A 26,536-nucleotide genomic window follows, 5' to 3' on the forward strand; every position below is an offset into this window, starting at 1 on the left:
TGATACAATGTATGGCACCTAAATATATTTCTCAGTTGGCTGTTTATCAGCCCTTTTGTATCCTCTCATCCTCGGTCTGTGTCCTCCCAGACCGCCTTGAAGTAGGCTGATATGAAGGCGTTCTGTGAGGACACAGACCGAGGATACGGGGACGTATTCATACTGTGGTTATTACCGCTGGTAGTCGTTGACTCAGATGCATCGCCAGCGTCTCCGAAACGCCTTGCTCCAGAAACTGGAGCAGGTAGGCACTGACAGCGGCCTCAAAGCCAGGCAATTCGGCCAAGTTCTCCCCCCACAGCGCCGTATTTCGTAACACGGTTGCGACGACCTGTTCAGGCGATGACTGTGCCCACAGGTTAGCAAAGTAAGTGACTTCGCTATCCTGAATTACATAGCGTTCCCCCGCCCGATTACCATAGCAAACGCCATCGTCCAGCTGCACCCCACGCATGAACAACAGGTAAGCCGCGAACCCAAACGCCATGCTTAGGGGTGGTTGCGCCTGAGTCCGGTAGTACTGCATCAGCGTCGGCACGTTTCGTAGCTTCATTTTCGCCGTGTATTGCACGGTAATTGCCAGCCACCGGTGTTCGATGTAGGGGTTTCGGAAACGATCCTGCGTCTGCTGGCTGAATTGCGCAGCCGCTTGGCCATCCACGGGATACGGGATACCGGGCGTCAGTTCTGCCGTCATCAATCGATCGATGTAAGCCGCGACGTCCGGGGTTTCCATGGCTTCCCGAACGGTATTGCACCCGGCCAGGTAGGCCACGCCACAGCTTAGTGTATGTGTCCCATTCAGGAGCCGGAGCTTCAACTCCCGAAACAGATCGATGTCGGGCTGAATAACGACGCCTTCGTCAGCTTGCGCAAAGGAGAGTCTGGCTTTAACCCGTTCGTCACCTTCAATCGCCCAGAGTTTGAATGACTCCGCGACAATCAGCAGCTCATCCTGGTAGCCGAGTTGCTCCGTCAACGCCTGATGTGTCGCCTGATCGGGCTTACCCGGCACGATGCGATCAACCAGTGAATTGCAGTAGGTATTGGCGCTATCGAGCCAGTCGAGGAATGGATCTTCCAGATCATTGTAAACCGCCAGTTGCCGAACGATGGTCCGTAATGTCTCCCCATTTTTCGGGATCAATTCCGTGGGAACGATAATCAATCCTTTGTCTGGATCGCCATCGAATGCTTGGTAACGGGCGAGTAATACGGCCAGTAATTTACCCGGAAACGAGGTTGGTGTGCCTTGCCCAATAGACTCCGCCACATACTGAATACCGACTTCCGTTGTATTGGACAGGATTAGCTGCAAATCGGGGCTTGCGGCTACCTGTAGCACGTCCGGCCAGGCGTGGTCGGCGACTAAAACCCGGCTGATGGCCGAACAGCGTACATTTTCTTCAATTGTCTGCCCGTTGGCTACCCCTCGAATGCACAGGGTGTACCGGTTGTTCTGCTTGGCAAACGAAGCGACGTCGCCACCACTGGTCGATTTGATGACGACAATCCGGCCGTTGAATACCCCCTGTCTGTTCGCTTTGTCAATCAGGTAATCGGGCAGTCCGCGTAGCAGCACGCCCGTTCCAAATTGTAAAACACGTTCAGGCAGTTGCTCTGTTCGCGGATCGTCGGGCCAGGGCTGGCTTGTCGGTAGGTCGGTATGTGCTGGCATATTCATAGCTTCAGGTGGTGTAAACAGTCGATGGTTAAATCGTACCGCCAACGTTTGGTGAGCGGTACTGATTTTCCCGTAGCTTCAGTGAGAACCACGGTTGCTTCGTGGTTCTCACTACTACACGACTGGGGCAGCTTACTAATTGGCCTGTATGGTGTATACTTTCCCTTTTTCGGTTTTCAGCCGCAACACGTAGCCTTCGTCGGTTTTCACAGCGGTTTGCTTACTGCCCTGAATGCGAACGGGTACATTGGTGAGCAGCGCTAGATCACCACCGGTCAGCGATTTTAGGGTAGCGCCGGTGAGGGTTGATTTTTTCCAGTTCATACTCACCTCGAAACCGCCCCTTGCTTTCAAGCCTGTTACGCTGCCTTCCGACCACGAATCGGGTACGGCGGGTAGCAAATGAATCTTATCCAGGTGGCTTTGCAACAGCATCTCCGCCATGCCCGCCGTACCGGCGAAGTTGCCATCGATCTGGAACGGTGGGTGCGCGTCGAAGAAGTTGGGATAGGTGCCCCCGCCCCGACTCATCTGCGTACCCGTCGTGGTGACATAATGCATCAGCTGGCGGATGAGTGAATACGCGTGGTTTCCGTCCTGCAATCGGGCCCACCAGTTTATTTTCCAGCCCTTGCTCCAGCCGGTTCCTTCGTCGCCCCGCAGTTCCAGCGTTTTCCGAGCCGCCGTAAAAAATTCCGGCGTTTGGGTGGTAATCTGCCGGCCAGGGTGCAATCCGAACAGATGCGATACATGCCGGTGGTGCGGATCGACCTCGCGGAACTCCTGGTTCCATTCCAGCAATTGACCCTGACTACCGATCCGGAGTGGAGACAACTGATTGCGCTTGGCGATCAACTGGTCCCGGAAGGCTTTATCCTGGTTCAGCACGGTGGATGCGTCGATCAGGTTAGTGAACAAATCCCAGATAATCGACATATCCATCGTGGTGCCTACCGATACGCCCTGCTGCTTACCGGCCGCGTCGAAGAATTTGTTTTCGGGCGTAGTCGAGGGGGCGGTTACCAGCTTGCCGTTCTTATCGGGCACCAGCCAGTCGAGCGAGAACAGAGCCGCCTGTTTCATGATGGGGTAAGCCCGCTCGGCCAGAAATTTCTTGTCACCCGTAAACTTATAATGTTCCCAGAGGTGCTGACACAGCCAGTTACCACCCATTGGCCAGTTAGCCCATAGCGGATCGCCATCGCCCCGGTCACCGACGGCGTTGCTGAGCCCCCAGATATCGGAGTTGTGGTGAGCGACCCAGCCTTTGGCGTTGTAGTATTCCTGAGCCGTAACGTGTCCAGTAGTGGCCAGATTTGGAATCCAGTCGAGCAGAGCGGTGTGCATTTCCGACAAATTCGTGACCTCAGCGGGCCAGTAATTCATCTGTGTGTTGATGTTGATGGTATAGTTTGAACTCCAGGGGGCGCGCAGCTCCTTATTCCAGATACCCTGCAGGTTAGCGGGCGGACCATTCGGACGGGAGGAGGAGATGAGCAGATAGCGGCCATACTGAAAATACAGCGTTTCCAGGCCGGGATCATAGCGACCCGATGAATAGGCCTGTAGCCGCTCGTCGCTGGGCAACAAGGCCGTTGGGTTGGACGCCAGCGTATCCCGAACGGAAAACGTGCAGCGGTCGAAATAACGCCGGTAGTCGGCCTGATGGGCGTTCAGTAAGGCCGCGTAGGGTTGACCGGTGGCTTGAGCCAGGTAGGAAGCGGCCAGTTTTTTCTCGTCTTTCCCGTCCTTGTCCGGACACTTGTCGAAGCCGTTGAAGCTGGTCGCGGCTACCACGTAGAGGATTACTTCGCTGGCTTTGTCGATGTGAATACCCGCCGTGTCAGTCTTGACCGAACCGTCTTTGGCGACTGCTTTGATGCGATACTGAAAGCGCATGCCGTTGCAACCGGTGGTGTCGTCGTATACGATGGGTTTCCGCCCCTTGGGATTGTAATAGTTCGGATCGACGCGGGCCGGGGCTTTCCCATTGATGACCAGTTCGTTTGTTCCCTGGGCTGTTTTCTGAATCCGTAGGAGCGAACGGGTCGCTACGTCGAACGTCAGTTGCCGGGCTTTGTCGGCACTGAGTCGGATTACCAGCGCGTTGGCCGGAGCCGAGGCCAACAGTTCTCGTTTGTAGGTAACCCCGTCAATCGTAAACCGGGTCGTAGCGACGGCATTGGCAATATTCAGATCGCGGTAATAAGCCGATGGCTTTCCGGCCGGAAAGCGCTGGTTAAGCATCAGATCGGCCAGCGGCATGTAGGATTCCGTGTAAAAACCCTGCATTTTTTTGGTCAGCTCGTCCGCTTTGGCATAATCTTCCTGGTTGAACAGGGCTTCCCGGATGGCGGGCAGGTACGTAGCAGCCTGGGGATTAACGCCTTTTTTGACGGGGCCGCCCGACCAGAGCGTTGATTCATTGAGCTGAATCAGTTCCTGCTCGACTCCGCCGAACACCATCGCGCCAATTCGGCCGTTGCCCAGCGGCAGAGCCTCAACCCACTGATCGGCGGGCTTATTATACCATAACTTCTGGGACGACTGGGCCCGCAGGCTCCCCACGCTAAGCAGCAACGAAGCACAACTAATTACCAATAATTTCATACTGACAAGAAAATAAAGTTCACTGACCCAGACAAGCCAGTTGCCGTTTTTTAAGCTGTTTAACCAGTACGTAGCGCTACCAGACTCACACGTGGTACGAGGCCGGTAGCGACGATCAGGAAATGCAGTTAAGTTAATAGCCTGGGTTCTGCTTTTGACCGGGATTGCGGTCTATTTCCGTCTGCGGAATCGGCCACAGATCGAATCGTGATTCATAATACTTCTTCTTCATGGTCGTGTTACCGGGCACCACCGTAAAGCCATTCAGTTCCTGCGTGGCGATGCCCCACCGTCTGAGATCGAAATAGCGGAATCCTTCCAGGGCTAGTTCGACCCGACGTTCGTGCCGAATGCGATCGCGCATGGTCGCCTGCGTAAGGCCCGTCGGTAAGGCCGGCATACCGACCCGGGCGCGCACCTGGTTGACGGCCGCATAGGCATTCGCCGGACCGCTGGCTTCGTTCTCGGCTTCCGCGTAGTTCAGCAACACTTCGGCGTAGCGCATCAACACCAGATCCTGACTGCTTACGGTGCTGTAACCGGGGTCAGATATCGTCGGGTCAAGCATTTTTCGGATGGCGAAACCGGTCGTGTTCGAGTTGGTAAACGGCTGGAAGGTTTGCTGCGTACCGTTGTATTTGTTCCACCCCTGCGACGGTCCGTCGCCCGGTACGAAAATACTCATGCGCAGCCGGGGGTCCCGGTTTTCGTACGGCGCGGCTGGGTTATACAGTGGGGATGAGGCCGTCGGTAGCCCATCCTTGCTTTCGTACTCACTCACCAGATCGGCCGTTGGCTGGAACGATTCCCAGCTACCCAGTTGCAGGTCAATACCTATGCCCGGATACGAGTTGGGTGGCAGGTTCTTGACGGAGAATAAAATTTCAGGATTGTTGTTCTGCCCCGGTTTGTAAAATACTTCACTGTAGCTGGTGGACAACTTGAACTTACCACCGTCGACAACCGCCTTTGACAGGGCCGCTGAGGCTGCGTATTGCTTTTGATACAACAACACCCGCGCCTTGAAGGCCTGCGCCGTTCCTTTTACCGCGTGCCCATCCGAGTAGGCCGCATCGGGTAGGCTGGCAATGGCCACGTCCAGATCTTTGTTGATGCCCGTCAGCACTTCATCCTTGGTATTGCTGGTGCGGGGCTGCTTGAAGGAGTCGGTAGCCGGTTCCGTGATATAGACCACGTTGCCGTACAGCTGGGCCAGCTGAAAATAGAAGTAGGCGCGCAGGAAGCTGGCTTCAGCCATGTATTTCTTCCGGTTCGTTTCGTCCATAGACACCTTGCTGATATTAGCCAGCAGGTTGTTGATAGACGCGATAGCCCGGTAGCTGGTCGCATACATATTGTAGACGTAGCCGCCCGTTGTCGGGGTCGGTCCGTTCAGGCTGATGGACGTGATTTCGGCATCCCAAGGGTATTGCGCATACGCGTCGTCGGTCAGCGCATCCCAGCCGGTGGGCCAGTAAAGCGAGACGGGAGCTCCCCCGCTTTTCAGGAAAGAATAATTGGCGGCCAGGGCCGACTGTACGTCAGCTTCCGTTTTCCAGAAACTGGCCGACGACAGTTGTTCCAGTGGGGCAACCTCAAGGGCGTTTTCCCGGCATGCCTGTAAGCCCGTAAGCAACAGCGCAACAACGATTATGAATCTTTTTGGCGTTTTCATGTGATGGATACTCTTAGAATTGAACGGTAGCGCCCAGTGTAAAGACCTGATTTTGTGGATAGGACACGTAGTTATCCGTCACCGCTGTACGTTCGGGGTCCAGACCCGGAAACTTACTCAGCGTGAGTAGATTATCACCCGCGAAATAGACCCGAAGCGACTGCATTTTTGCCTTGCTAACCAGCGTATTAGGTAGCGTGTAGCCAATCTGCACGTTCTTTAACCGGACAAACGAGGCATCTTTCAGGAAATAAGTAGAGGCATAGTTCTGCACGGGTGCGTAGCCATCGGCCCAGTAGATGCGGGGCATCGTTGTCGATGGGTTGCTTGGTGTCCAGCGGTTGCGCCAGTCGGTCGTGGGCACAGACCCTTGCCGGAACGGCTCTGCGCCCCAGCCTGTTACGTACAGCCGCTGACCGGCCGAGCCAAAGACCTGCACCGACAGATCGAAATTGCGCCAGGACGCATTCGCGTTAAGGTTGTACGATATCGTCGGGTAACGCCCCGGTGTATACGTCCGGTCACTGGCGTCAATTTTACCGTCGCCGTTCACGTCTTTGATTTTCAAATCACCCGGCTGTGGCGTAATGGGCTGCTTGGGCGAGCGGTTGATCTCTTCCTGACTCTGGAAGATACCATCCCACTGATAAAGGAAGAATTCGTCTAGTGGTCGCCCTTCTTCCCGGATCGTTTGCCCCCCAATTTCGCGGCTTCCGTACTGAACCAGCCTATTCTTGTAAGCCTGCACGTTACCACCGATCTGGTAGGTGAAGTCCTTGCCGATCTTATCGCGGTAAGCCAGTTCGATTTCAAAGCCGGTGTTTCTAACCCGCCCGTTGTTTACCGTCGGCGCATTCAGACCAACGTACAGCGGCACCTGGTAGCTGCGCAGAATATCATACGTTTCCTTGTTGAACCAGTCGGCCGAAACGGTAAGGCGTCCGTTCAGCGCGGCCAGGTCAAGACCCAGATCGACACTCTGCGTCGTTTCCCAGGTCAGCGACTGGTCGACCAGACCGGCGGCATAGTAGCCCGTCTGAAGGCTGTTGTTGAACGGATAGTTGGCCGTCGACAGCGCGTTCTGGTAAGGATAGGTACCGATATTCTGATTACCGAGTTTACCATACGAAGCCCGCAGTTTCAGGTCGTTCAGCCAGGTTATGTTCTTCATGAACGCTTCTTCGGTTAGACGCCAGCCCACCGAACCGGCGTAGAACAAGCCCCAGCGGGTAGCGGTCGGTAGCCGGGACGTTCCATCGTAGCGGGCACTGGCTTCGACCAGGTATCGATTCTGGTAGTCGTAATTGGCCCGACCATAGAACGAGCGAATCGCCCACTGGGAAGCCCCACCGTAGTTGGTTTGTCCTTCAACCGGCCCCGCGTTCAGCTCCCGCAGGGTATTGGTCGCAAATTCCCGGCGGAAACCGCCCAGCGACTGATCTTTGTTCTGCTCCTGCTGCGCCCCGCCCAGCACCGTAAAATGATTTTTACCGATCTGCTTATCGTACGTCAGCTGACTGTACAAAACCGTGTAAGCCGTGTTATTGCTGTTAACCGATAAGCCCAGCGTTCCAACGTCGAGCAGACCCGCCTGACTCAGATCGGAGTAATAATAGACCGGGATACGAGGTCGGAAGTCGTTGGATTTCCAGTACCCGAAATTAATACCACCCCGGGTTTCCCACTGCAAGCCCGCTGCTAGTTTGACGTTGATAAATCCGTTCACCTGCGCGTAGTAATCGTCGGTCGTGGTCGTCACATTGTCGGCAGAAGCGACTGGGTTTTTGTTTCCCACCTCACCATTGTACGCTCTGTACGTATAAAGGCCGCTGCCATCGGGCAAGGTAGGTCCGTACAGGGGCGACTGGGCCAGCGTAGCCAGAAACGTGTCACCGGCCCCCGACGACGGCCCTTTCCGGTTTGAGTAGCGGAGCAGGGTGTTGGTTCCGAACGTAATGAAGTCGTTGACCTTTGAGCTTAAGTTAAATTGCAGCGTGTATTTCTGAAAATTGAACCCGCGCATTACGCCCGGCTGATTCGTGTAGCCCAACCCTACGCTGTAATTCGTATTCCCTGCCCCCCCGTTGACGTTCAGGTAGTGGTTCTGCACGTTAACGGTTCTAAAAATATCGTCCAGCCAGTTATGATTCGGGTACTTGACCCGGTCGGTCGCGTTCCGATACAGATCGATGGTCGACTGCGGGTAGATGGGATTCAGCCCCGAGTTGCTCCGGGCTTCGTTACTCAGCTCCATAAACTCCGCCGAGTTGTCAATGACAGTCGGCAGTTTTGTCGGCCGCGTAATCCCGTTGTTGAACGTATAACCGACGGAAACCTTCCCGGACTTCCCTTTTTTAGTTGTAATGACGATAACGCCGTTGGCCCCTCTGGCTCCGTAGATAGCAGCCGAAGCAGCATCTTTGAGCACCGACACCGAAGCAACGTCGTTCGGGTTGAGGTTGGTTAAGCTACCGGGCAATCCATCGACGATCACCAGCGGATCGTTGCCCGCTCCACTAAACGTACCGACCCCGCGAATACGCAGACTAACCCCTTCATTACCCGGTTCGCCGGATGACTGCTGTACCTGAAGGCCAGGCAGTTGCCCCTGCAAGAGCGTAGCGGGGTTGGTCGCGATCCGTTTGTTGAGCTGTTCGCCCGTCGCGACAACCACAGCCCCGGTCACTTCCGCTTTCTTCTGCGTACCATAACCAACGACAACCACTTCATTCAGCGCTTTATCGTCCGTTACCAGCGCAACCGAAATCGACGTTTGCGAGCCTACCTCCACTTCTTTGCTCTGGTAGCCTACAAACGAGAATATCAGCACAGTTCTCCCCTGGTCGGGTACCGTCAGCGAATAATTCCCGTTGGCATCGGAGGTTGTCCCTCTGGTCGTGCCTTTGATCAGGACACTTACCCCGGGCAGACCGGCCCCTGTCTCGTCCGTAATTCGTCCGCCTACAGACCGGTCCGCAAGCTGACCATTTCGGATCGATATAGCAGGTTTGAATTCCTTACTATTGCGTATATACGCCCGCTCGGTTGCGGGGTTACCCACCGCCAGTGAGGAAAAAAGCGTAGCCGTACTTGCCAGACAGACGGTTAATAGCCGTGTCCGAACCGGAAAGTCGCTACTAGCTGGTAGTCGTTTATTTTTCATAGAATAAAGGATAGGATTAACCGTATACTGTTGATTATCAGTTACGGTGGGTGCTTACTTGACGGTTGGCTCTGTTTTAATCGAACATTACCAATAGACACGCTTTTTCTATTTTTTGAACTATACAAAGGAAAAATATTTTTAAATCAATACGATGCAGATATTATCCAGTTACTAAGCAATTCTAACATGTTGGAAAATGGTATTGCGTTTTTTGATGGCTATTTCTAATCAGTTGTTAAAGCGTCGGCTTTCGTAGTATCGAAAAGTGTAAGCCAGCAGTTGCCGGTAAAGGCGAAGATTTGCAATGTGTGCTTATTCGAAGAGTGCTGAAATAGTCTTACCTAATTAGAAATACACTATAGATCTAGTTTGACAGACACTGAGATGTAGGAGCAGGTATTATAATAGTAATTTAAGTTGTACATCACAAGTTTGGTTCGAGAGTCTATCGACAGGATTTTGATGAGAGAACTGCTTCGGTAACGGCATGAATCTTCTTGAGAAACCGCATCGTAATCTGACCGCCGTATGCCCCTGTAAATGCCTGCTCAATTCGCTAGAGCAGGCCCTTCTTATAGGCAACTTACCAAACTTGATCTGGCCGTTTACTGTTGGTTTTTCGATAAATCTTCAAGGTAATATACTTGCAATCAGCACGCAATTCTTCTTGTCGATGCGGTGCCCCGGTCATAGCCCTTGTAGCAAGCATCGCCAAATACTTCACTACCGCCTGGCAAGGCCAAATGCATTAGTTGAAGTCCTGTTATATCAATATTAGAACCGGGTAGCAAAAAGAATTACACAGATTGCTTGTCACGGGTAGTAACCAACTGAATCTGAAAGCAAAAAGGACCATCGCGTCGATGCAATTTTCCCCCGATACTCCTTCCCGTCGACCAATTGAGATCGGCCAATCCGGATATTAACACAATCCGCAACAGGAAACGAATCGATCGGCTATTCGCCCGTCAAATTGAGCGCCTTAGAGAAATCAGTCGGGTAACTCAAAGTCATGGCCATACTATGCAACATCGATTAAAATAGGGCTTTTATAGTTTAACAATGTCATATTTATCAGCACTATATAGTATAGCCAAAGTCTGATTTCCGCCGAATAAGCAAACCAATATCACGGCGGTTTTTTAACACAAAAGCATTACTAACTTTAGGCATTGTTTGAGGTTTCACACTGCCTTAATTTCTTTTATACTTCGATTAAATAATTATCCGCTCCGGCCTTTAGGTTTGAGGGCTACTAAGTCCACGATTTGGTAGCTTGCCAATTAACGAAAAACCGAGTGGGTTACCCTATCGCACGGAAAGGCTCACGACCTATGTGGGGCGGCCCGTGCCGGCCAATTTATTACCCACTCTAGCTCTACTTGTACGGCTCATATAAAATGTGGACCACAGACCCGTTAGCAAGGTATTTAGTATTGGGACACGCTACTTGCATTACCACCTCTAAAAAACAGATCTTATGCGGTTGTATTGTTTCATTGGCATCGACGTGTCGAAAAACACGCTCGATTGGGCAGTTTACACATCTTCTGGCTTAATCAATTTAATCTGACAATTCGCCGAAGGCAGTTAATAAGGTCGTCAAACAGTTGATAGCCTTACCTCTGTTTACTTTAGCCAACATCATTTGCTGTCTGGAACACACAGGAATCTACAGTGCTCAAGTCTTAGAAGTACTATACCAATAAGGCTTTTCCTGTGGCTGGAAGCATCAATCCAAATCAAACAAGCTGGTGGGCTGCAACGGGGCAAGTCGAATGCCATTGATGCGGTTCGCGTTGCTGACCGGCTCGCCGGTGCGATACGCGTATCAATTTCAAGATTGTCTACCATCTGTCAACCGACTCGTTCTGTTTTGAAACAACTAATCGAGTTGAGCCAGCTTCACCATAGATTGCAATTAGCCAACTGGCTGTCCCCCTAACAGAACAAAAACGATTCGGTGACCCAGAGCTGCAACGACAATTAAAAAGCCACTGCGGAGACTCGCTTGAGGCATTAAAAAAGGATCTTAAGCAAGTAGAATCTAATCTCAAAAGCCTGATTCAGACTAATACGGAGTTGAAAAATCTCTTTAATCACATTACCTCCGTGTTGATTCTACTGAGATAATCATTGTTACTGACGAGTTAAAGGCTATTACTGAATCGACTTAGCTAGATTCGTCCGATTGCCACGCTGGCGTAGCGCCTTTTGAACATCGTTCGGGAAGTAGTATTCGCGGACGCACTCGAGTCAGTCATTACTATCGAAAGTCATTAAAAACTCTATTGCATCTAGCTTCTATGGCGGCTGTTAAAAGCAAGGAATAGCTACAAATCTGTTATTAGCGCAAGGTCAAGGAGGATAAAAATCGAATGTTGGTTTTAAACACTATCTGCAATAATCGGACCGCCGAAGCGGCTAATTCACTGCGTCTGCGCCCTAGTACGCCAGAATGAAAAAATATAATAAAAATTATAAGCAAATCCTTGTTTAAACCATATAAATCGCTGGTTTTAGCAGGCTCCGGTATATGGGGAACTAACCAATTAGTTTACTATTCTGACCATTATGTCCAGCACAGAATATAGACAAATAAGTGGAGAGAGTTTATAAATCCAAATGCAATAAACAGCAGCCATCGGTTACTAACCAGGAGAACAGTTGGCGGAAATTGAACGTATTTTAAAAATGTTTCCAAGTGAGACACAGGAAATCTCCATTTTTTCATTACGGGACCTTGTTTGAGACGCTATTTTCGCGTCGTGACGGTTTTGTAGCTTTTTTTTAACGCGCCCTATCTGATGCCCAACTCTATCAGATGATTGGTAACCCCATCTTGATAAACAGCTCAACGACCAGAGGTAGGCCAAACGTTTGCTGGTGCCATTTAGCTGAACGATTCAACAGCCAAGGGGTAAAGGCTGTTGAAAGAACGTTGCTGAATCAACAGTGACCGGTAGTTTTTTTAAATCCAGCTCAGCGACTGCTGTTCAATACCCTACCTATTTAAGACGACAAATGGGTCTGCGATACCCGCTTGGACAGGCTAGGCATAAACTAGTGAAACACTCCAGTAACCATCGCCTACCCTATATTTAACAAATTTTAGAATTAATTGTAAAATATTGTGCCTAGCATTGTTCTCCTTGTTAAACTGAGAAGTAACTTCGTATTTATTAATACTATAATCTCCTATTCACGGATTGAAAAACAACCAAACCAAACACATTATGGATCCAATCTAGCTACCGTCTAATAAAAGTTTTAATAAATAGTACGCACTACAGATAACTCATGGCAATTTGTTACCAGGAAGTCAGGAAGCTCATGTAGGAAGCAGGTTGATTAAATATCAAAGTAAAACTAGTGAGGGCATGAATAACTGATAGCCTACGATGCAATGCGCTTATGGATTACTACTATTATTCTGCTTGGGGGGGCAGGCCCAGTCAATAAATAACCTCATTGTTCGGGGGGTCGTAGTCGACTCAGTCACCCATTATCCGTTGTCGCAGGCAACCATATCGCTACGGTCAACCTCCGACACGCTCCGGGTAACCACTCAGTTGGCGGATAGCCAGGGGCGCTTTTCGTTCTTAACCCAAACAAGTGGTACTTATTGGCTAACGATTACTTACGTAGGATATGGGTCACTTCATCAGTCAGTTGTCTTATCGAGAGCACGACCGATAGCCGATCTAGGAACGCTGTTTATCAAACCAAGAGCCATCCAGTTGAGGGAAGTAAGGGTTCAACAGCGCCAACCTGTTCGGGTCAGAAATGATACACTTGAATTTGATGCAGGCAGCTTTAGCAATCGTCCAAACAGCGTGGTGGAAGATCTCATCCGTAATTTGCCTGGCATAGAGGTGGCGAGCAATGGCGGAGTGATGGCGCAGGGAAAAGCCGTCCAACAAATATTTGTTAATGGCCAGCCATTTTTCGGCAGTGATCTGCGAATGGCGACCCGCAACTTGCCAGCCGACCTAATTGATAAAATTCAGGTATTCGATAAACGATCTGATCAATCTACGTTTACAGGCGTTGACGACGGGAGTCGCAGTCGAACGATTAATATTGTCACCAAACCAGAAGCACGCCGAGGTCAGTTCGGTCAGCAAGGTGTGGGCTACGGCACGGATGGGCGCTACCTGATCGGAGGTGGTGTAAATCAGTTTTCGGGAAGACGACAAGTTTCTCTATTGGGACAGGCTAATAATTTGAATCAGCCAGGGTACAGTTTACCTATTACCAGCAGTGGATCGGGGCTCTCATCGGGTATTATCCAGTCGGCAGGGGCTGGTCTGAACTATTCGAACCAGTTGGGCAAGCGGCTTGACCTATCCTTTAGCTATTTAGTTGACCGTACCGACAACCAGCAAGAACAACGCCTACGCCGACAAACAATACAGCCTAATCAGGCTATACCCGATAGTGCACAACTGTCTCTCGTCACAACGACTAGCAACCAAACGTCGAGTCGCCTACTCAATCATCGGGTTACGATGGGGGTTAACTTTCAGATGGATTCAATGAATCTCATCCGAATCACTTTAGCAGGAAACAGCTACACGAACAATACGGTAACCGCTATGACCATCCAAACCAAGAACGGTCAACAGGGACTTAATAATCAAAGTGTAATCGACAATCGGATGCAAAGTACAAATCAGCTATTAGCCCCAACAGTACTTTGGATGCATCGATTTCGACGGCCGGGTCGTACCCTTTCAGTAAATAATAGCTTGTCAGTTAATGAACTGACAAGCAACGGACTTAACCAATCTGTAACAACCGCCTATTCGTCAGTTTCCGCACAGCACAGCCTGTATTCGGTACAAGATCAGCAAACGTCTCAACATACCCGATCAACGACCGATGATCTGTCGTTGGCTTACACAGAACCGTTCAATGACCATCACTCGCTGGAAATACATTACAAACTCAATTTAAATCAAAGCACATCAAATCGAACCGTATTTGACCGTAGTCCAACCAATCCGACAGTCGAACAACGTAACCCCACTTTAAGTAATCAAACTCAGAGCGCCTTTCTTTCGCATGGTTTTGGCATGGGCTGGCAGTACCATCAGACAAAGTACCGCTACACACTTGGTCTGGATATGCAGCAGGCCCGTTTGAAACCCTTCAATCAAACTACTAGCACCTCGCTTAGTCGGCATTACCTTACCCTACTTCCTTATGCGGTCTTTCAGCCACAGTTAGGTAACAATCGATATATACAGCTTACTTATCAAACCCGAATGACTGCCCCTTCCGTCACTCAGCTGCAACCAGTCGCTGATGTAACAAACCCGGTGTTTGTCCAGACAGGCAATACGAATTTACGTCCAGAATATACGCATTCAGTTAGCCTTAATTACAACCAATTCCAGACCGAAACCAGCCGATCCACATCAGCAATGCTGACGGCCGAACTGACGCGCCACCGAATCGTACTGGCAACCAATATAGACGCCAACGGGGTTCAAACCACTCAGCCTATTAATACCGACGGATACTTGACACTCACTGGCCTGCTGACTGTAGGACAGCAGATGCATTTACGTCCCCTGATTGGGTCGTTTGGCCTGACAACTCAAGTAAATCTTAATCGGGGAGTAACGTTTATTAATAACCAGTTGAATCGTTCACTAGCCTTATTGGCTGGACAAACGGTTCGGCTTAATACAACGGTAGGCCCCAGGGTAACCGTTAATCTGGCTGGAACGATTTCCTATCAAGCAACTTCGTATTCGTTGCAACACAATGGGACAAATCAGGCCTTGACCGCTACGCTACAAACGGGCATTAGTAGTCAACTGCCCCTCGGTCTGCGCTTAGTTACCGATTTATCCATCACAACAACTGCTGGGCGTTCAGCAGGCTATAATCAGCAGTATGTTTTGTGGAACGGTTATGTCACTTACTCGCTCTTTAAACAGGACGCAGGAGAGCTACGCCTGCAAGTATTTGACCTACTCAACCAGAATCGCAGCCTGACACGCACGGTTGGTGACACGTATGTTGAAGACGGCCAAAACCTGGCGATCAGGCGCTATCTGCTCGTTAGTTTCGTTTATAATCTCCGACAGTTTGGAGCAAGCCAACTCAAGCCATAAAGCCTAGCCAAACTAGGCACTGAATATCAATAACAAGCTTTCTATTTATAAATAAAAAATAGTAGTAGCGATACTAATAACATCAACATTCATGACTGGTACTATAATTGCATAATTCTTATTAAAATTTGTAAATTTAGATAAAAGATAATAGGTTTTGAAAAGATAAATAAGTTAACTTAGTATTAACTCAAACCAACATACCACATGAGAACCTATTCCCTATCTGTCGTCCTTTTAGTTGCTGTTTTACTAGGTACGAGCCTTAGTTCGTTCCGTTTTGATTATACCCTGCCGGGCCTAAAAGAAGTCAAAGCAACAAACAAACGTGTTCTAGCTAATTCCTCTATTACCAAGCATGTTTTTGGGGGCTCTCTTAGTGGGAGTTATCCTTCGGGTCAAGGTTTCCACAGTTATGGTGCTTATCCCTTGGACCTAAGCAACATTGCTAACGGGAGTAATTTTACGATCTCCTTTAACGCAGGAGATACCCCAAATCGGTTTTATGTGCAGGATGGTGTAGGAAATTCATGGTACGGGCATCACAATTCTGCTTACAATACGAATCCTGCTGGTAGCCCTCCCCCTCCGTCAGACCCTTACAATAACTGGATAGGTTATACGTCTAGTCCAGGCCCCTGGGGATTCTCTGGTATTTCGGGTGCAACTTCAGGTAGTTTTTCAGTGACAAAAGTTAGCGGTCGCACGTATACCCTCTATGTAGAAACCGTCACGAACTCGAGTACTGATTATTGGTCACTGACCTATTAATCGAAACTTTTTTATATCCGCTTTACATCTGTATCAATGGTGTAAAGCGGATATTTTTTTATACGGTTACGCTAGCCATGTCGAGCCTTCCAATTACCCGTACCTTCCCGCCTAGCCTGACTATCCTTATCTAGATTGATACAACTATAGGGATTGTTCTAAGAAAAGTATTGAAGGTCGACCTGTTTTGGCCCACCCAGCAACCAGAAGCGATAGTCGCAGGCGCTACCATCACTTTCGGCAACAATTTACCGAATCAGTTCAAACAGCAGCAGATCCACCTCGCCATTTGGATAGGCCTCCCCCATCGAGCTGTGCTGGTTAGGCGTCAGATCGCTTTTTTTTACGTGCATTTTCTGCGTGAGTTTGAAGCGCCCCTTGTCTACCTGGTTCAGTACCGCCAGAGCAACGTGAAACTTGTATACACTCTGCATCGGCAGATGTTTATCACCATTGATGGTAAATGTTTATCGGCTGCCAAAATCATAGATACCCACCCCTACGGTTGCCCGTTTATGATCAATAATCTGTTGAATTTTGGGTCTGTAATGGCTCAATCTGAGCAAAGGTTGGCCTAATAACGCCCGATGAGCAGTCCGATAATTTTCATTCTTGTTGTGTTTAGTAAACACAGTATGTTGAGGCAACCAACTAATCTTAAAACATAGTCGAACGAGTTTTGAGAAATTGAGAGATTGTCTTATAATCTATAGCTAAACTTCATGCCCATTGGCTACATGAGCCCGCCTGCACAACAGAATATGCTGGCGTGAGGATCGGTAAGACGCTTTAGTAATTACCCCGTCTATCATTCTTCGCTCGTTTCAGTAGGCTATTACCGATCTAGAAATCGTGGATAGGCTGCCGTTCGAAAGGCGGATCGACCCCTGGCTACTCGCCTGTCATAGCTTTACCAGTTCTACCCGCCGGTTTTGGCTCTATTTTCTTCAGAATCATTGGGGGCTAAGGGCTTTTGTGCCCCGTAGCCTACGGATTTCAACCGGGATGGGTCGATACCCGACGCAGTCAACTCAGTAAGGACCGTTTTAGCCCGCTCTTCAGACAACGTTTTGTTATGGTCAGCGTTGCCCGTATCATCGGTATAGCCTTCGCAGCTTTAGACTTTTGCCGCTAGTCAGTACAGGTATAATTTCCTTTACCGCATCCTTCCCGTCCGCTTTCAACGTCGCCTGATCGACATCAAAATTTATGTGGAGTATCGCTTTCCCGGTTTGGGCCAGTTGGCGTTGTATCTGATCCGATTTGAGCAGGGTAATTGTTTGTTTAAAGGCTTCTTTCTGGAGAATGTTGAGTTTGCCCGAAGCACTATTTCCACTCAACTGAATATAGACATCACTCCCATCAGCTCGGCGAATGACATACACTTTTATGTTTTCGTCGGTATAGCCGATAGACCCATCCTCCCCTAAATAGGGTGCCTGGTTGTGATAGCGGTCATATTCCTGGCTGGTAATTTCACTATCGAAAGACCCATCCCAAGTAGGTCGTTTGCGCAAACGTGTCGGCTGAAGCCGTCAGAATCGGATCGCCGAAGCGACCACCGCAAAAGGCGCGTCAGCAAAACCCAGCTGCCGTCCAACAGTGGCGAGAGGAACACTTACCTGCGCTTAAAAAAAGCTAAGGCTGACGGACGTGTCATTGTCGATATTGATAAATCAGCCACGTGGCGGACCGTCGGTTAGCTATTTGCCCATGCTGGCTCATAAGTGAGCCCCTAAAGGCCAAACCCCAATCGTGGTAGAGCAAGCAGGACGCACTCACCTTGGCTTGATAGCCGCTATTACGCCCAACGGACGGATCTATCTAGGTGGCCAGGATCAGCCCTTCACAAGTCAGGATATCGTCTGGTTTTGGAGCGCTTGTGTAGCCGATACCGTAAACGAAACTTGTTGGTGATTTGGCAGGGCCGCCTTTGCGGAGGGGGCAGCCATTCATTGTAGTGAGTTGTTTAAGAACTGGCTTAGCCAGCGAGCAGGCCGAATCCATTTGGAACGCTGACCAGCCTAGAGTCCAGAACTAAATCCGGTCGAGTTGCTATAGAGCCACCTGAAGTGGAGCCTAAAAAACCAAGTGTTTATAAATTTAGAGCCGTTGGCCAAAGCCGTGATAGACCCCTTAGCTCAGCTATGAGCCAACGCCAAACTCATTACTACGTTCTTTCATAAAAAAGAAGTAGCCTTCTTTACAGACTAATTCACGTATCAACAATACAACTGTTATAAAAACTATAGCGTCTCTGGCTTTGACTTTCACAACACTTCTATGTCACGCCCAAGACAACACAATCACAAAAGAAAAATGGCACTAGTAACCGTAAAATTTCTTTCTGTCGGTTGGATAACTTAGTCAGATCGTGATGTACCTCCCTTTAATTTACTACCCGAATATATTAAAAGCGCATAAACCGCTAGATATCGAGAGAAAGTATAGCTGTTTCATAAATGAACGCAGCGAACCTAACAGTTTCATGCAATTAAGTCAACTGAGTCATATAGCCGATTTCGGTACAATATGATTCATTGTTCTCTGCACCTACAATTTATGGCTAACAACAAACTCGGTTAGCAACCAGTACCCACCAATTCTAACGCGTATTTCTCAGCAGTTCAATAATCAACCGATGATCTTCTCGTCAAACCAGCCGGGCGGTAAAGGTGGCTTGGTACATGGTTGACGTGCCCAAATAGGGGTTACTTAGTGCAAAAATTTAAAAAAAAATTTACTGAGAGGTAGCTGATGTAGTCTATTGTTAATCAATGAGATACATTAAATATGTAATTATGTAAAAAAATTAATATATATAGTAGGGAATCTACACTAGGCAGAACAACGTATTGTTGTAAAATTAAATACCAATTAAAAATACAGTTAATCAACTCTAAGACCAATAGTTATGCTGAAATCTGTAATGAATCGTTTGGGCATGGCAACGGCTGTGCTGGCAACAGGATTCCTTGTTAGCAATTGTAAGTCTGACCTTGATATCGAAACGCCAACGCCGGTGAACACAATGGCGAGTGCGCGTCTGGCAACTGGTGAGCAATACGTGCCGGGGGAAGTGCTGATCAAGTTCTCCAACGGGTTGAGCGCCGTTGGCCGCCTGCCTATCCTTAACCTGATTGGTGGTACCGTTGCCGAGACGATTTTGACTAAAACAATGCAGGATGCTGGTATCAGTGACGGCATTCTGCGGGTAAAAACAAGCAAAGAAATCGCGCAGGTGCTGACCCTGCTGAATGGCGTGCCAGGCGTGGAATTTGCCGAGCCCAACTTCATTTATACCCACCAGGCTACGTCTAATGACCCCTTGTATACAAACGGCTCGCTGTGGGGTATGTACGGTCCATCTACATCGCCTACCAACCAGTTTGGCAGCGCAGCCGGAACAGCTTGGGCAAACAACAAAACCGGATCGAGCTCGGTTATCGTCGGCATTATCGATGAAGGGTACATGACGACACACGCCGATCTAAGCGCCAACGCCTGGGTAAATCCATACGAAACAGTAAACGGTGTTGATGATGACGGTAACGGCTACATTGACGACGTAAATGGGTGGGACTTTGCCGCCAACGACGCCAGCGTATACGATGGTACGGGTGACGACCATGGTACGCACGTTGCCGGTACGATCGGTGCCCGTGGCGGCAATGGTGCGGGTGTAGCGGGTGTCTGCTGGAGCGTAAAAATGATTTCGCTAAAGTTCTTGGGCTCCGGTGGTGGATCGACAACGGCGGCTATCAAAGCCATCGACTACCTAACCGACCTGAAAACACGTCACGGACTAAACATCGTAGCTAGTAACAATTCGTGGGGCGGTGGTGGCTACTCACAGTCGCTGCAAAGCGCGATTGGTCGGGCTAACAACGCGGGTATCCTATTCGTGGCTGCTGCTGGTAACGGCGGTAGTGATGGCGTGGGCGATAATAACGACGCTACACCAAACTACCCATCCAACTACACCAATGCCAACGTAATCGCTGTTGCATCAATCACGTCGTCGGGTGCTCTGTCAGGCTTCTCGAACTACGGCGCGCAAACGGTTGACATTGGCGCACCCGGATCAAATATCCAGTCGACGTTGCCGTACACCGGAACAACACCAGCCTACGGTGCCTACAGCGGTACGTCGATGGCGACGCCACACGTAACAGGAGCGATCGCTTTATACAAATCAATCAATCCATCAGCTACGGCTTCACAGATCAAGTCAGCGATTCTAAACGCTGGGGTTGCTACCAGTTCACTGTCGGGCAAGACCGTAACCGGCGACCGGCTGCGGGTGAGTTCATTTTAAATACCAGATGCATGTGCATTGACAGGTGCCGGGGTTTACTCCGGCACTTTTTTTTTAATATCAGTTAATTGGCCGCCATAAGCCGTTATCAGGGGTCATCGGCAAGTTTTGGGTAGAAATGTCATAGTATCTTTCATTTAAGCTGCTCACACCGAAATATGCTTTCATCTCAATCGGGAGCATTTTATGAGATGCTTATTTTTAATAGCTGTCAATTGCAGTTAGCAGCATACAAGTCCGAAGCGAAACCTAGTTCAATTTGTAATTCTTTTTTTTCCTAGAAGATAATTAACGTCGTCGAAGAGGGCTTTTCGGACGCCGAAGTAACAACCGTACGAATTGGGTAGCAGGTGGCCGGTATCCAAGCCGAACGACGAATTAAGTTGACAGCTTTTCAAGATAGGGAGTTGTACGGAAGCGTTGACCATCAGCAGAACCGACAATTGATTCGTACCGGCTGGATAGGGAAAGTCATAAGTCCCGTAGTTCTGGCTGTATGACAGCTTTGTCAGCCAGTTTACTTGCTGCCCTATTTTCCCCGCGATACCCATGTGCCACAGCGATACCCGGTTATTCGTGATTGGGTAATTTTGGGGCAAAGAAGGATTAGCTTCTCCCCTTGCGGTTAGGAATGGCGTTCCAATAGTACGGCCCTGGTACGTCCAACCGTCCTGGTATTGTGAGTGATTAAAGTAGTTGTTTCGTCCTCGTCGTTGCGGGTCATCAATCACAAACTCTGGACCGCCCTGACTTTTTGAATTGAAGAACTCTAGAAGGAAGCGATCAACTGAAAATGGACGCCGATTTGGTTGCGACCGTTGAATGCGAATGCCATGTAAGCCATCAGTGATGTTCGTCAAATAAAACAGTGCCCCGGTCTCGTACAAATTCTGCCGATACGCGAACACCTTGTATCCTTTCATTTTTAGTTCAATACCGCCGTCAAATGACCCCAGGTGGTTACCGATCCGATTCCCCTGATCTATCGAGATGACACCCTGCGGAGGAACGTAGCCGGTGCCAGATGTGGCCATAATGACTCGGTAAAAAGCGTCCAAATCCGACGCAAAACGCCCGTCCATATTGTCCGACAAGCCAGGCACGCCCACTAAACCTGGAGCAAATCCACCCCACTGAACTTCCTGGTTTCCTCCAAAATACAGGTTTACCTTGGCGGTAGGCTTTCCGAGACGAATGTAAAGTGCCTTCTGGTGCAGGTAACTATTTCTGACAAATCCCGAAGAGAACCAGCCATGGTTGAATAAGGCGTTGATCGCTACGAAACCCTTTGTGAGGCCAATAGGAACATAGCCAATGGTGCTAATCTGAATTTTGGGTATGGGTAAGGCGTTACCCGACCAGGCATACGACCCTGACGTAAGCAACGTATCAACCAGACCAACCATCCCCCGTCGGCGGCCCGCGTAGATTTCGAATTGTTTCCAGCGTACACGCAGGTAGCCTTCGGGTAGTATCAGCTGGTTTTGCTGCCCAGTGTTGCCTACCACTTCAAGGCCATACCCCCAGTCAATGTTTTTTGGCCTTATCAAACTATCCCTACGATCAACGCGGTAGTTGTCTCGGTACAAGCCCATTCGCAACTGCCCTGTTGACCCGGATAGCGGTACTATGCCGGACTGATTCGCCCGAAACCAGAACGGCATAGCTCCATTCACGACGAAGCCCCCCGTTTCGATAAAGCCGTTGACAGGTGTTTCGTTGCCAGCAACAGGTTGTGCTTTCAGTAATTCGCCAGTAGAGCAGGCTAACCCGGCCGTCAGACAATACATGGTTACCGAAGAGTGGAATCTGAGCATTTTTCCGTGTTTTATACCGTTATGTCTGAGGTGAGTCTGGCCTTTTCTTTTTTCATCCGTTGCCTGTCAATGTGTCTGTAAATCAGGTTGTAGACGACGGGCAGGATTAGCAGCGAAAGAATGGTGCAGGTAATGAGTCCGCCGATAACGACGATGGCCAGCGGCTTTTGCGTTTCGGAACCAATGCCTGTCGATAAGGCGGCTGGCAGCAGACCCAGCGAAGCCATCAGAGCGGTCATGACGACGGGCCTAACCCGCGAGAGCGCCCCCTCCCGCACGGCATCGAGCATAGGCATCTTATTCCGCAGGTTTTCCTTAAATCGATTCACCAGAATCACACCGTCCTGTACGGAGACGCCAAATAAGGCAATGAACCCCACCCCGGCCGATATACTGAAATTGAAACCGGTCAGCCACAGGGCTAAAATGCCGCCAATCAGGGCAAAGGGCACGTTGAGGATGATAACGGCCGCGTCGATGGCACTGCTGAAGGTGAACAGCAGAATCAGGAATATGATGGTGATACTGATGGGCACAACAATCGCCAGTTGCCGCTCGGCCCGCGTCTGATTTTCGAATTCGCCCGCCCAACGAATCTGGTAGCCGTCGGGTAGCTTGACCGTCTGCGCCACTTTCTCCTGCGCTTCGGCAATGGTGCTGCCCAGATCGCGCCCACGGACGGAAAATTTGATGGCAATGAAGCGGGAGTTTCCTTCCCGGTACACAAACGCCGGCCCGCTATGCGTTCCGATAAACGCCAGCTCCCGCAGTGGAATTTTACTGCCTGAACGCGACGGAATCAGCAAATTCTCGATCTGCTCGGGGGTGTACCGGAACCGCTCATCGTAGCGGACTTTAATATCGAATTTCCGCTCGCCCTCGTAAAACTGCGTTACGGTTTTGCCACCAACCGCTGTTTCAATGACCGATTGTGCATCCTGCGTGGGAACATTGTACAAGGCCAGTTTTTGTGGATCAAGCGTAATGCGGAACTCGGGTTGCCCCAGGTTACGGAACACGCCCAGGTCGCTCACCCCCCGAATCTGCTTCATGACGTTGAACGTTTCGGTTGCCTGTTTGTCCAGCGTGGTCAGATCGTCACCGATAATTTTTATAGCCAATGAGCCCTTTACGCCCGAAACGGCCTCTTCCACGTTATCCGAAATGGGTTGAGAGAAATTGAAGGAAATCCCTTTAAACCGAGCCAGCTTCTGCTGCATTTGCTCGACTAGTTCGTCCTTGGTGATCGACCGGGTCCAGTCTTCGCTTGGGTACAAATCCACGAAGAACTCATTGTTGAAGAACCCCGTCGGGTCGGTTCCGTCGTTGGGTCGGCCCGTCTGCGAGATAACGCCCCGCACTTCCGGAAACTCGTTGAAGATGGCCCGTAGCTTTCGGGTGTATGAATAGCTTTCGTCCAGTGATACGGAATAGGGTAAACTGGCCCGTACGTAGATAGACCCTTCGTTGAGTTGGGGCAAAAACTCCGACCCTATGTGCGCACTGAATATGTACAGCGAAAAAACAAGGCTACTCAACGCAATGCCAATGATGGTGCGTGGCTTCCGAATGGCCCATTGCAGAGCCGGTTGGTATATTTTGGTCAGGCCCGCAACGACCGGGTTATGCCGTTCCCGTACGTTTTTCCTGAGCAGCAGACTACACAGCAACGGAATCAGCGTGAGGGTAATGACCAGCGATCCCAGCAGCGCAAAACCCATGGTCCACGCCAGCGGACTAAATAATTTACCCTCTACTTTCTGGAAGGTAAAAATGGGCAGGAGCGCCGTGATGATAATGATCTTGGACGTGAAAATGGATTTACCCATTTCGGTGGCCGTCTGCGCGATCCAACTGAGTTTGGCCCGCCCGTTGAACTTGGTCATGCCCAGTTTTTCGGCCCGGTGGGCCAACATCACAAACAACCCCTCGACCATCACCACGGCCCCATCGATGATGATCCCAAAATCCAGCGCCCCGATACTCAGCAGGTTGGCCGTCATTCCCCGCAGTCGAAGACAGATAAAAGCAAACAACAGCGCCAGGGGAATCACGATGGCAACAGTCAGCGTGGTCCGCCAGTCGGCCAGAAAAATCAGGAGGATAAACGTCACCAGCACAATCCCCACGACGACGTTTTCACCGACCGTATGGAGCGTATAATTGTTGAGAGTCGTTCGGTCGTAGAACGTCTTGATCTTGACATCTTTCGGCAGAATGCGCGTGTTGAGGTCCTCAATTTTTGCTTTCAGGGCCGGGATCACCTCGTTGGGGTTTTCGCCCTTCCGCATGACTACGATGCACTCCACCACGTCGTCCTGTTTGTCGCGCCCGACGATGCCCAGCCGGGGCTGAAACCCTTCCTTGACCGTCGCTACATCCCTCACTTTGATGGGTACCCCGTTGACGTTGTCGATGATAATACCCGCGACGTCTTCCGGCTTGGTCAGCAAACCAATGCCGCGAACGACCAGCGCCTGATTGCCTTTTTTGATAATATCCCCGCCTACGTTGACGTTGCTTTGCTGAATAGCCTCGTCAACGTCGAGCGCCGAAAAGCCGTAATTCGTCAGCAAGGTTGGATTTAAGCTGACCTCGATGGTCTTTACTTTTCCGCCGAAACTAACCACGTCGGCAATACCCGGAACACTCTTGATCTGCCGGTCGATGACCCAGTCCTGAATGGTTTTCAGTTCGGTAACGTCCTTTGTTTTGCTCTCCAGCGTAAACCGATAAATTTCCCCGGTGGGCCCGTAAGGCGGCTGCACTTCGGCGTCGGCCCCTTCGGGCAAGGTCACGCCCGCAACCCGGTTCGAGACGTTGGTCTGGGCGGTAAAATTATCGACCCCATCCTCAAAGATCATCGTCACGACCGACAGCCCGAACAGCGACACCGAACGCAGGGTCGTTTTGCGGGGAATGGAATTTAGCTCGGTTTCGAGCGGAACCGTAACGAACCGTTCGACCTCTTCGGCCGACCGACCTGGCCACTGCGTAATAACAATGGTGTTGGTGTTGGTCACATCGGGAAATGTCTCGACGGGCGTATTCAGAAACGAGATCACCCCCCAGACGGCAATGAGAAAAACACCGAAAAAAACAGCAAACCGGTTGGTTAGCGCAAACGTGATAATCCTGCGGATGAAGCTATTCATAGTTTAATGAATGATTGAGCGCATGAGTGAATGAGCGAATACCATCCGGCAGAGTAGCTTGCGCCAGCCATATTCGCTCATTCACTCATTCACTCATTCAAAATTGGCTTAGCCCATTAAGTCGTTGTAGATGAGCAGGCTACCTTCCGTTACCACCTGATCGCCGGCTTTTAAGTCACCGCCGGTAACGAATGCGTAGCGGGTTGTATTCTGACTAATGGCCACTTCCCGGACGGCGTATTTATTCGGAGCGGTCTGAACAACCACGTAGTACTGATCCCGGTCGAAGACGATGGCTTTTTGCGGGACGGCCAGTTGCGACTGGGCGTTGGGGGTACTGTTCAGCTGCGCATGGACGGTGGCAAACATGTCGGGTTTGAGCAGCCCGCTTGGATTCGCCAGCACAACCCGGACTTTTAGCACGCGGGCCTGCTCGTCCAGCACGCTGCTCACGTTATCAATGGTGCCCTTGAATACCTTGTCCGGATAGGCTAACAATTGAACCGTTACCGGCTGTCCCTGCCGAACGAGCGGAATATCCTGCTCGTACACATTCGCCATCACCCAGACCTGTTTCAGACTGGAAACGGTAAATAAGGGATTCTGACTGTCGGAGCGTAGGTCCTGCCCGGCGTTGACGTCCCGCTGCACAACGTAGCCCGCGATGGGCGCTTTTACGGTGAAATACGGGTTGCCCGAGCTGCTGCTGCCGCCGTAGACCCGCAGAATATTGGCCGACTTACTGAGTTCTTCTTCCGCTTTTTTGACCGCACTGCGCGCCGTCAGGTAATCCGTTTCCGAGGCAAACCCGGCTTTGTACTGCGCCGTTACGTTTTTTTCGCTTTGCAGGGCTACTTCAAGATCCGCCTTATCGGCTTGGTAATCGTTGACATACGTAGAAATATCGCCCGACCGAATCGTCGCCAACGCCTGTCCCTTCTGCACGTAAGCACCCAGGGGCGCATTGATTTTTTCGACGTTCCCACTGACCAGCGGAAACACCTGAATCACATCGTCCCGGTCGAACGTGACCGACCCGTTGAGCGTCAACTGCTGCTGGGGAGGCATACTTCGGACGGTATCGATCAGGTAGCTACTGGTCGAATCGGCCGCCGACGTCGGGGCACTATGCTCCCGCTTCTGGCAGCCCGAAAGCAGCGCACTGCCCGCGAAAACAGTAAGTAGTAAGGCGTTTAGGGATTTCATAGCTTG

Annotated in this window: 15 protein-coding genes; 4 read left to right on the forward strand and 11 right to left on the reverse strand. The window is 50.4% G+C overall.

Going from position 1 to position 26,536, the window contains the following annotated elements:
- Positions 1 to 157: 157 nt before the first annotated feature.
- The 4 genes from LQ777_RS27545 to LQ777_RS27560 form a co-directional block, all read right to left on the reverse strand.
- The gene (locus LQ777_RS27545) at positions 158 to 1,684 is read right to left on the reverse strand and encodes a tagaturonate reductase (protein ID WP_232563511.1); all 1,527 of its coding nucleotides are present in this window, start codon (positions 1,682 to 1,684) and stop codon (positions 158 to 160) included.
- Positions 1,685 to 1,819: 135 nt separating this feature from the next.
- Positions 1,820 to 4,294, reverse strand: coding sequence for a glycoside hydrolase family 95 protein (locus tag LQ777_RS27550; protein ID WP_232563512.1), 2,475 nt, complete (start codon positions 4,292 to 4,294; stop codon positions 1,820 to 1,822).
- A 133-nt stretch (positions 4,295 to 4,427) separates the two neighbouring features.
- Positions 4,428 to 5,969 carry a RagB/SusD family nutrient uptake outer membrane protein gene (locus tag LQ777_RS27555; RefSeq protein ID WP_232563513.1) on the reverse strand — a complete coding sequence of 514 codons (1,542 nt, stop codon included), beginning with the start codon at positions 5,967 to 5,969 and terminating at the stop codon, positions 4,428 to 4,430.
- A gap of 13 nt (positions 5,970 to 5,982) precedes the next feature.
- Positions 5,983 to 9,132: a SusC/RagA family TonB-linked outer membrane protein gene (locus LQ777_RS27560; protein ID WP_232563514.1), complete on the reverse strand. Its 3,150-nt coding sequence runs from the start codon at positions 9,130 to 9,132 to the stop codon at positions 5,983 to 5,985.
- Positions 9,133 to 11,372: 2,240 nt separating this feature from the next.
- Between LQ777_RS27560 and LQ777_RS27565 the strand changes: the two genes are divergently transcribed.
- The 3 genes from LQ777_RS27565 (at position 11,373) to LQ777_RS27575 (ending at position 16,034) form a co-directional block, all read left to right on the forward strand.
- Positions 11,373 to 11,468, forward strand: a complete 96-nt coding sequence (locus LQ777_RS27565) for a hypothetical protein (protein WP_232563639.1) — start codon at positions 11,373 to 11,375, stop codon at positions 11,466 to 11,468.
- Between the two features lie 1,068 nt (positions 11,469 to 12,536).
- A complete protein-coding gene (locus LQ777_RS27570; protein ID WP_232563515.1) occupies positions 12,537 to 15,263 on the forward strand; it encodes an outer membrane beta-barrel protein in 2,727 nt (908 codons plus the stop codon).
- 207 nt (positions 15,264 to 15,470) lie between these two features.
- Complete coding sequence (locus tag LQ777_RS27575; protein ID WP_232563516.1) at positions 15,471 to 16,034, forward strand: hypothetical protein; 564 nt, start codon at positions 15,471 to 15,473, stop codon at positions 16,032 to 16,034.
- Positions 16,035 to 16,282: 248 nt separating this feature from the next.
- On the opposite strand, the gene LQ777_RS27580 is transcribed toward LQ777_RS27575, so the two are convergent.
- The 4 genes from LQ777_RS27580 to LQ777_RS30555 form a co-directional block, all read right to left on the reverse strand.
- On the reverse strand, positions 16,283 to 16,468 hold the full coding sequence (locus tag LQ777_RS27580; RefSeq protein WP_232563517.1) for a serine hydrolase: 186 nt from the start codon (positions 16,466 to 16,468) through the stop codon (positions 16,283 to 16,285).
- Between the two features lie 485 nt (positions 16,469 to 16,953).
- Positions 16,954 to 17,100, reverse strand: coding sequence for an OmpA family protein (locus LQ777_RS27585; RefSeq protein ID WP_232563518.1), 147 nt, complete (start codon positions 17,098 to 17,100; stop codon positions 16,954 to 16,956).
- Between the two features lie 28 nt (positions 17,101 to 17,128).
- Positions 17,129 to 17,551: a hypothetical protein gene (locus LQ777_RS27590; protein ID WP_232563519.1), complete on the reverse strand. Its 423-nt coding sequence runs from the start codon at positions 17,549 to 17,551 to the stop codon at positions 17,129 to 17,131.
- Positions 17,552 to 17,858: 307 nt separating this feature from the next.
- Positions 17,859 to 17,990, reverse strand: a complete 132-nt coding sequence (locus tag LQ777_RS30555; RefSeq protein ID WP_255720927.1) for a hypothetical protein — start codon at positions 17,988 to 17,990, stop codon at positions 17,859 to 17,861.
- Between the two features lie 958 nt (positions 17,991 to 18,948).
- Between LQ777_RS30555 and LQ777_RS27595 the strand changes: the two genes are divergently transcribed.
- Entirely contained in the window at positions 18,949 to 20,352 is a 1,404-nt protein-coding gene (locus LQ777_RS27595) for a S8 family peptidase (RefSeq protein WP_232563520.1), read from the forward strand.
- A 254-nt stretch (positions 20,353 to 20,606) separates the two neighbouring features.
- Here the strand turns inward: LQ777_RS27595 and LQ777_RS27600 are convergent, their stop codons facing one another.
- The 3 genes from LQ777_RS27600 to LQ777_RS27610 all read right to left on the reverse strand — a co-directional run bounded on the left by LQ777_RS27600 (position 20,607) and on the right by LQ777_RS27610 (position 26,530).
- On the reverse strand, positions 20,607 to 22,169 hold the full coding sequence (locus LQ777_RS27600; protein ID WP_232563521.1) for a capsule assembly Wzi family protein: 1,563 nt from the start codon (positions 22,167 to 22,169) through the stop codon (positions 20,607 to 20,609).
- Positions 22,170 to 22,180: 11 nt separating this feature from the next.
- A complete protein-coding gene (locus LQ777_RS27605) occupies positions 22,181 to 25,324 on the reverse strand; it encodes an efflux RND transporter permease subunit (protein WP_232563522.1) in 3,144 nt (1,047 codons plus the stop codon).
- A 108-nt stretch (positions 25,325 to 25,432) separates the two neighbouring features.
- Positions 25,433 to 26,530, reverse strand: coding sequence for an efflux RND transporter periplasmic adaptor subunit (locus LQ777_RS27610; protein WP_232563523.1), 1,098 nt, complete (start codon positions 26,528 to 26,530; stop codon positions 25,433 to 25,435).
- Positions 26,531 to 26,536 lie beyond the last annotated feature (6 nt).

Origin of the sequence: Spirosoma oryzicola, from assembly GCF_021233055.1 — a bacterium.
Classification (GTDB): domain Bacteria; phylum Bacteroidota; class Bacteroidia; order Cytophagales; family Spirosomataceae; genus Spirosoma; species Spirosoma oryzicola.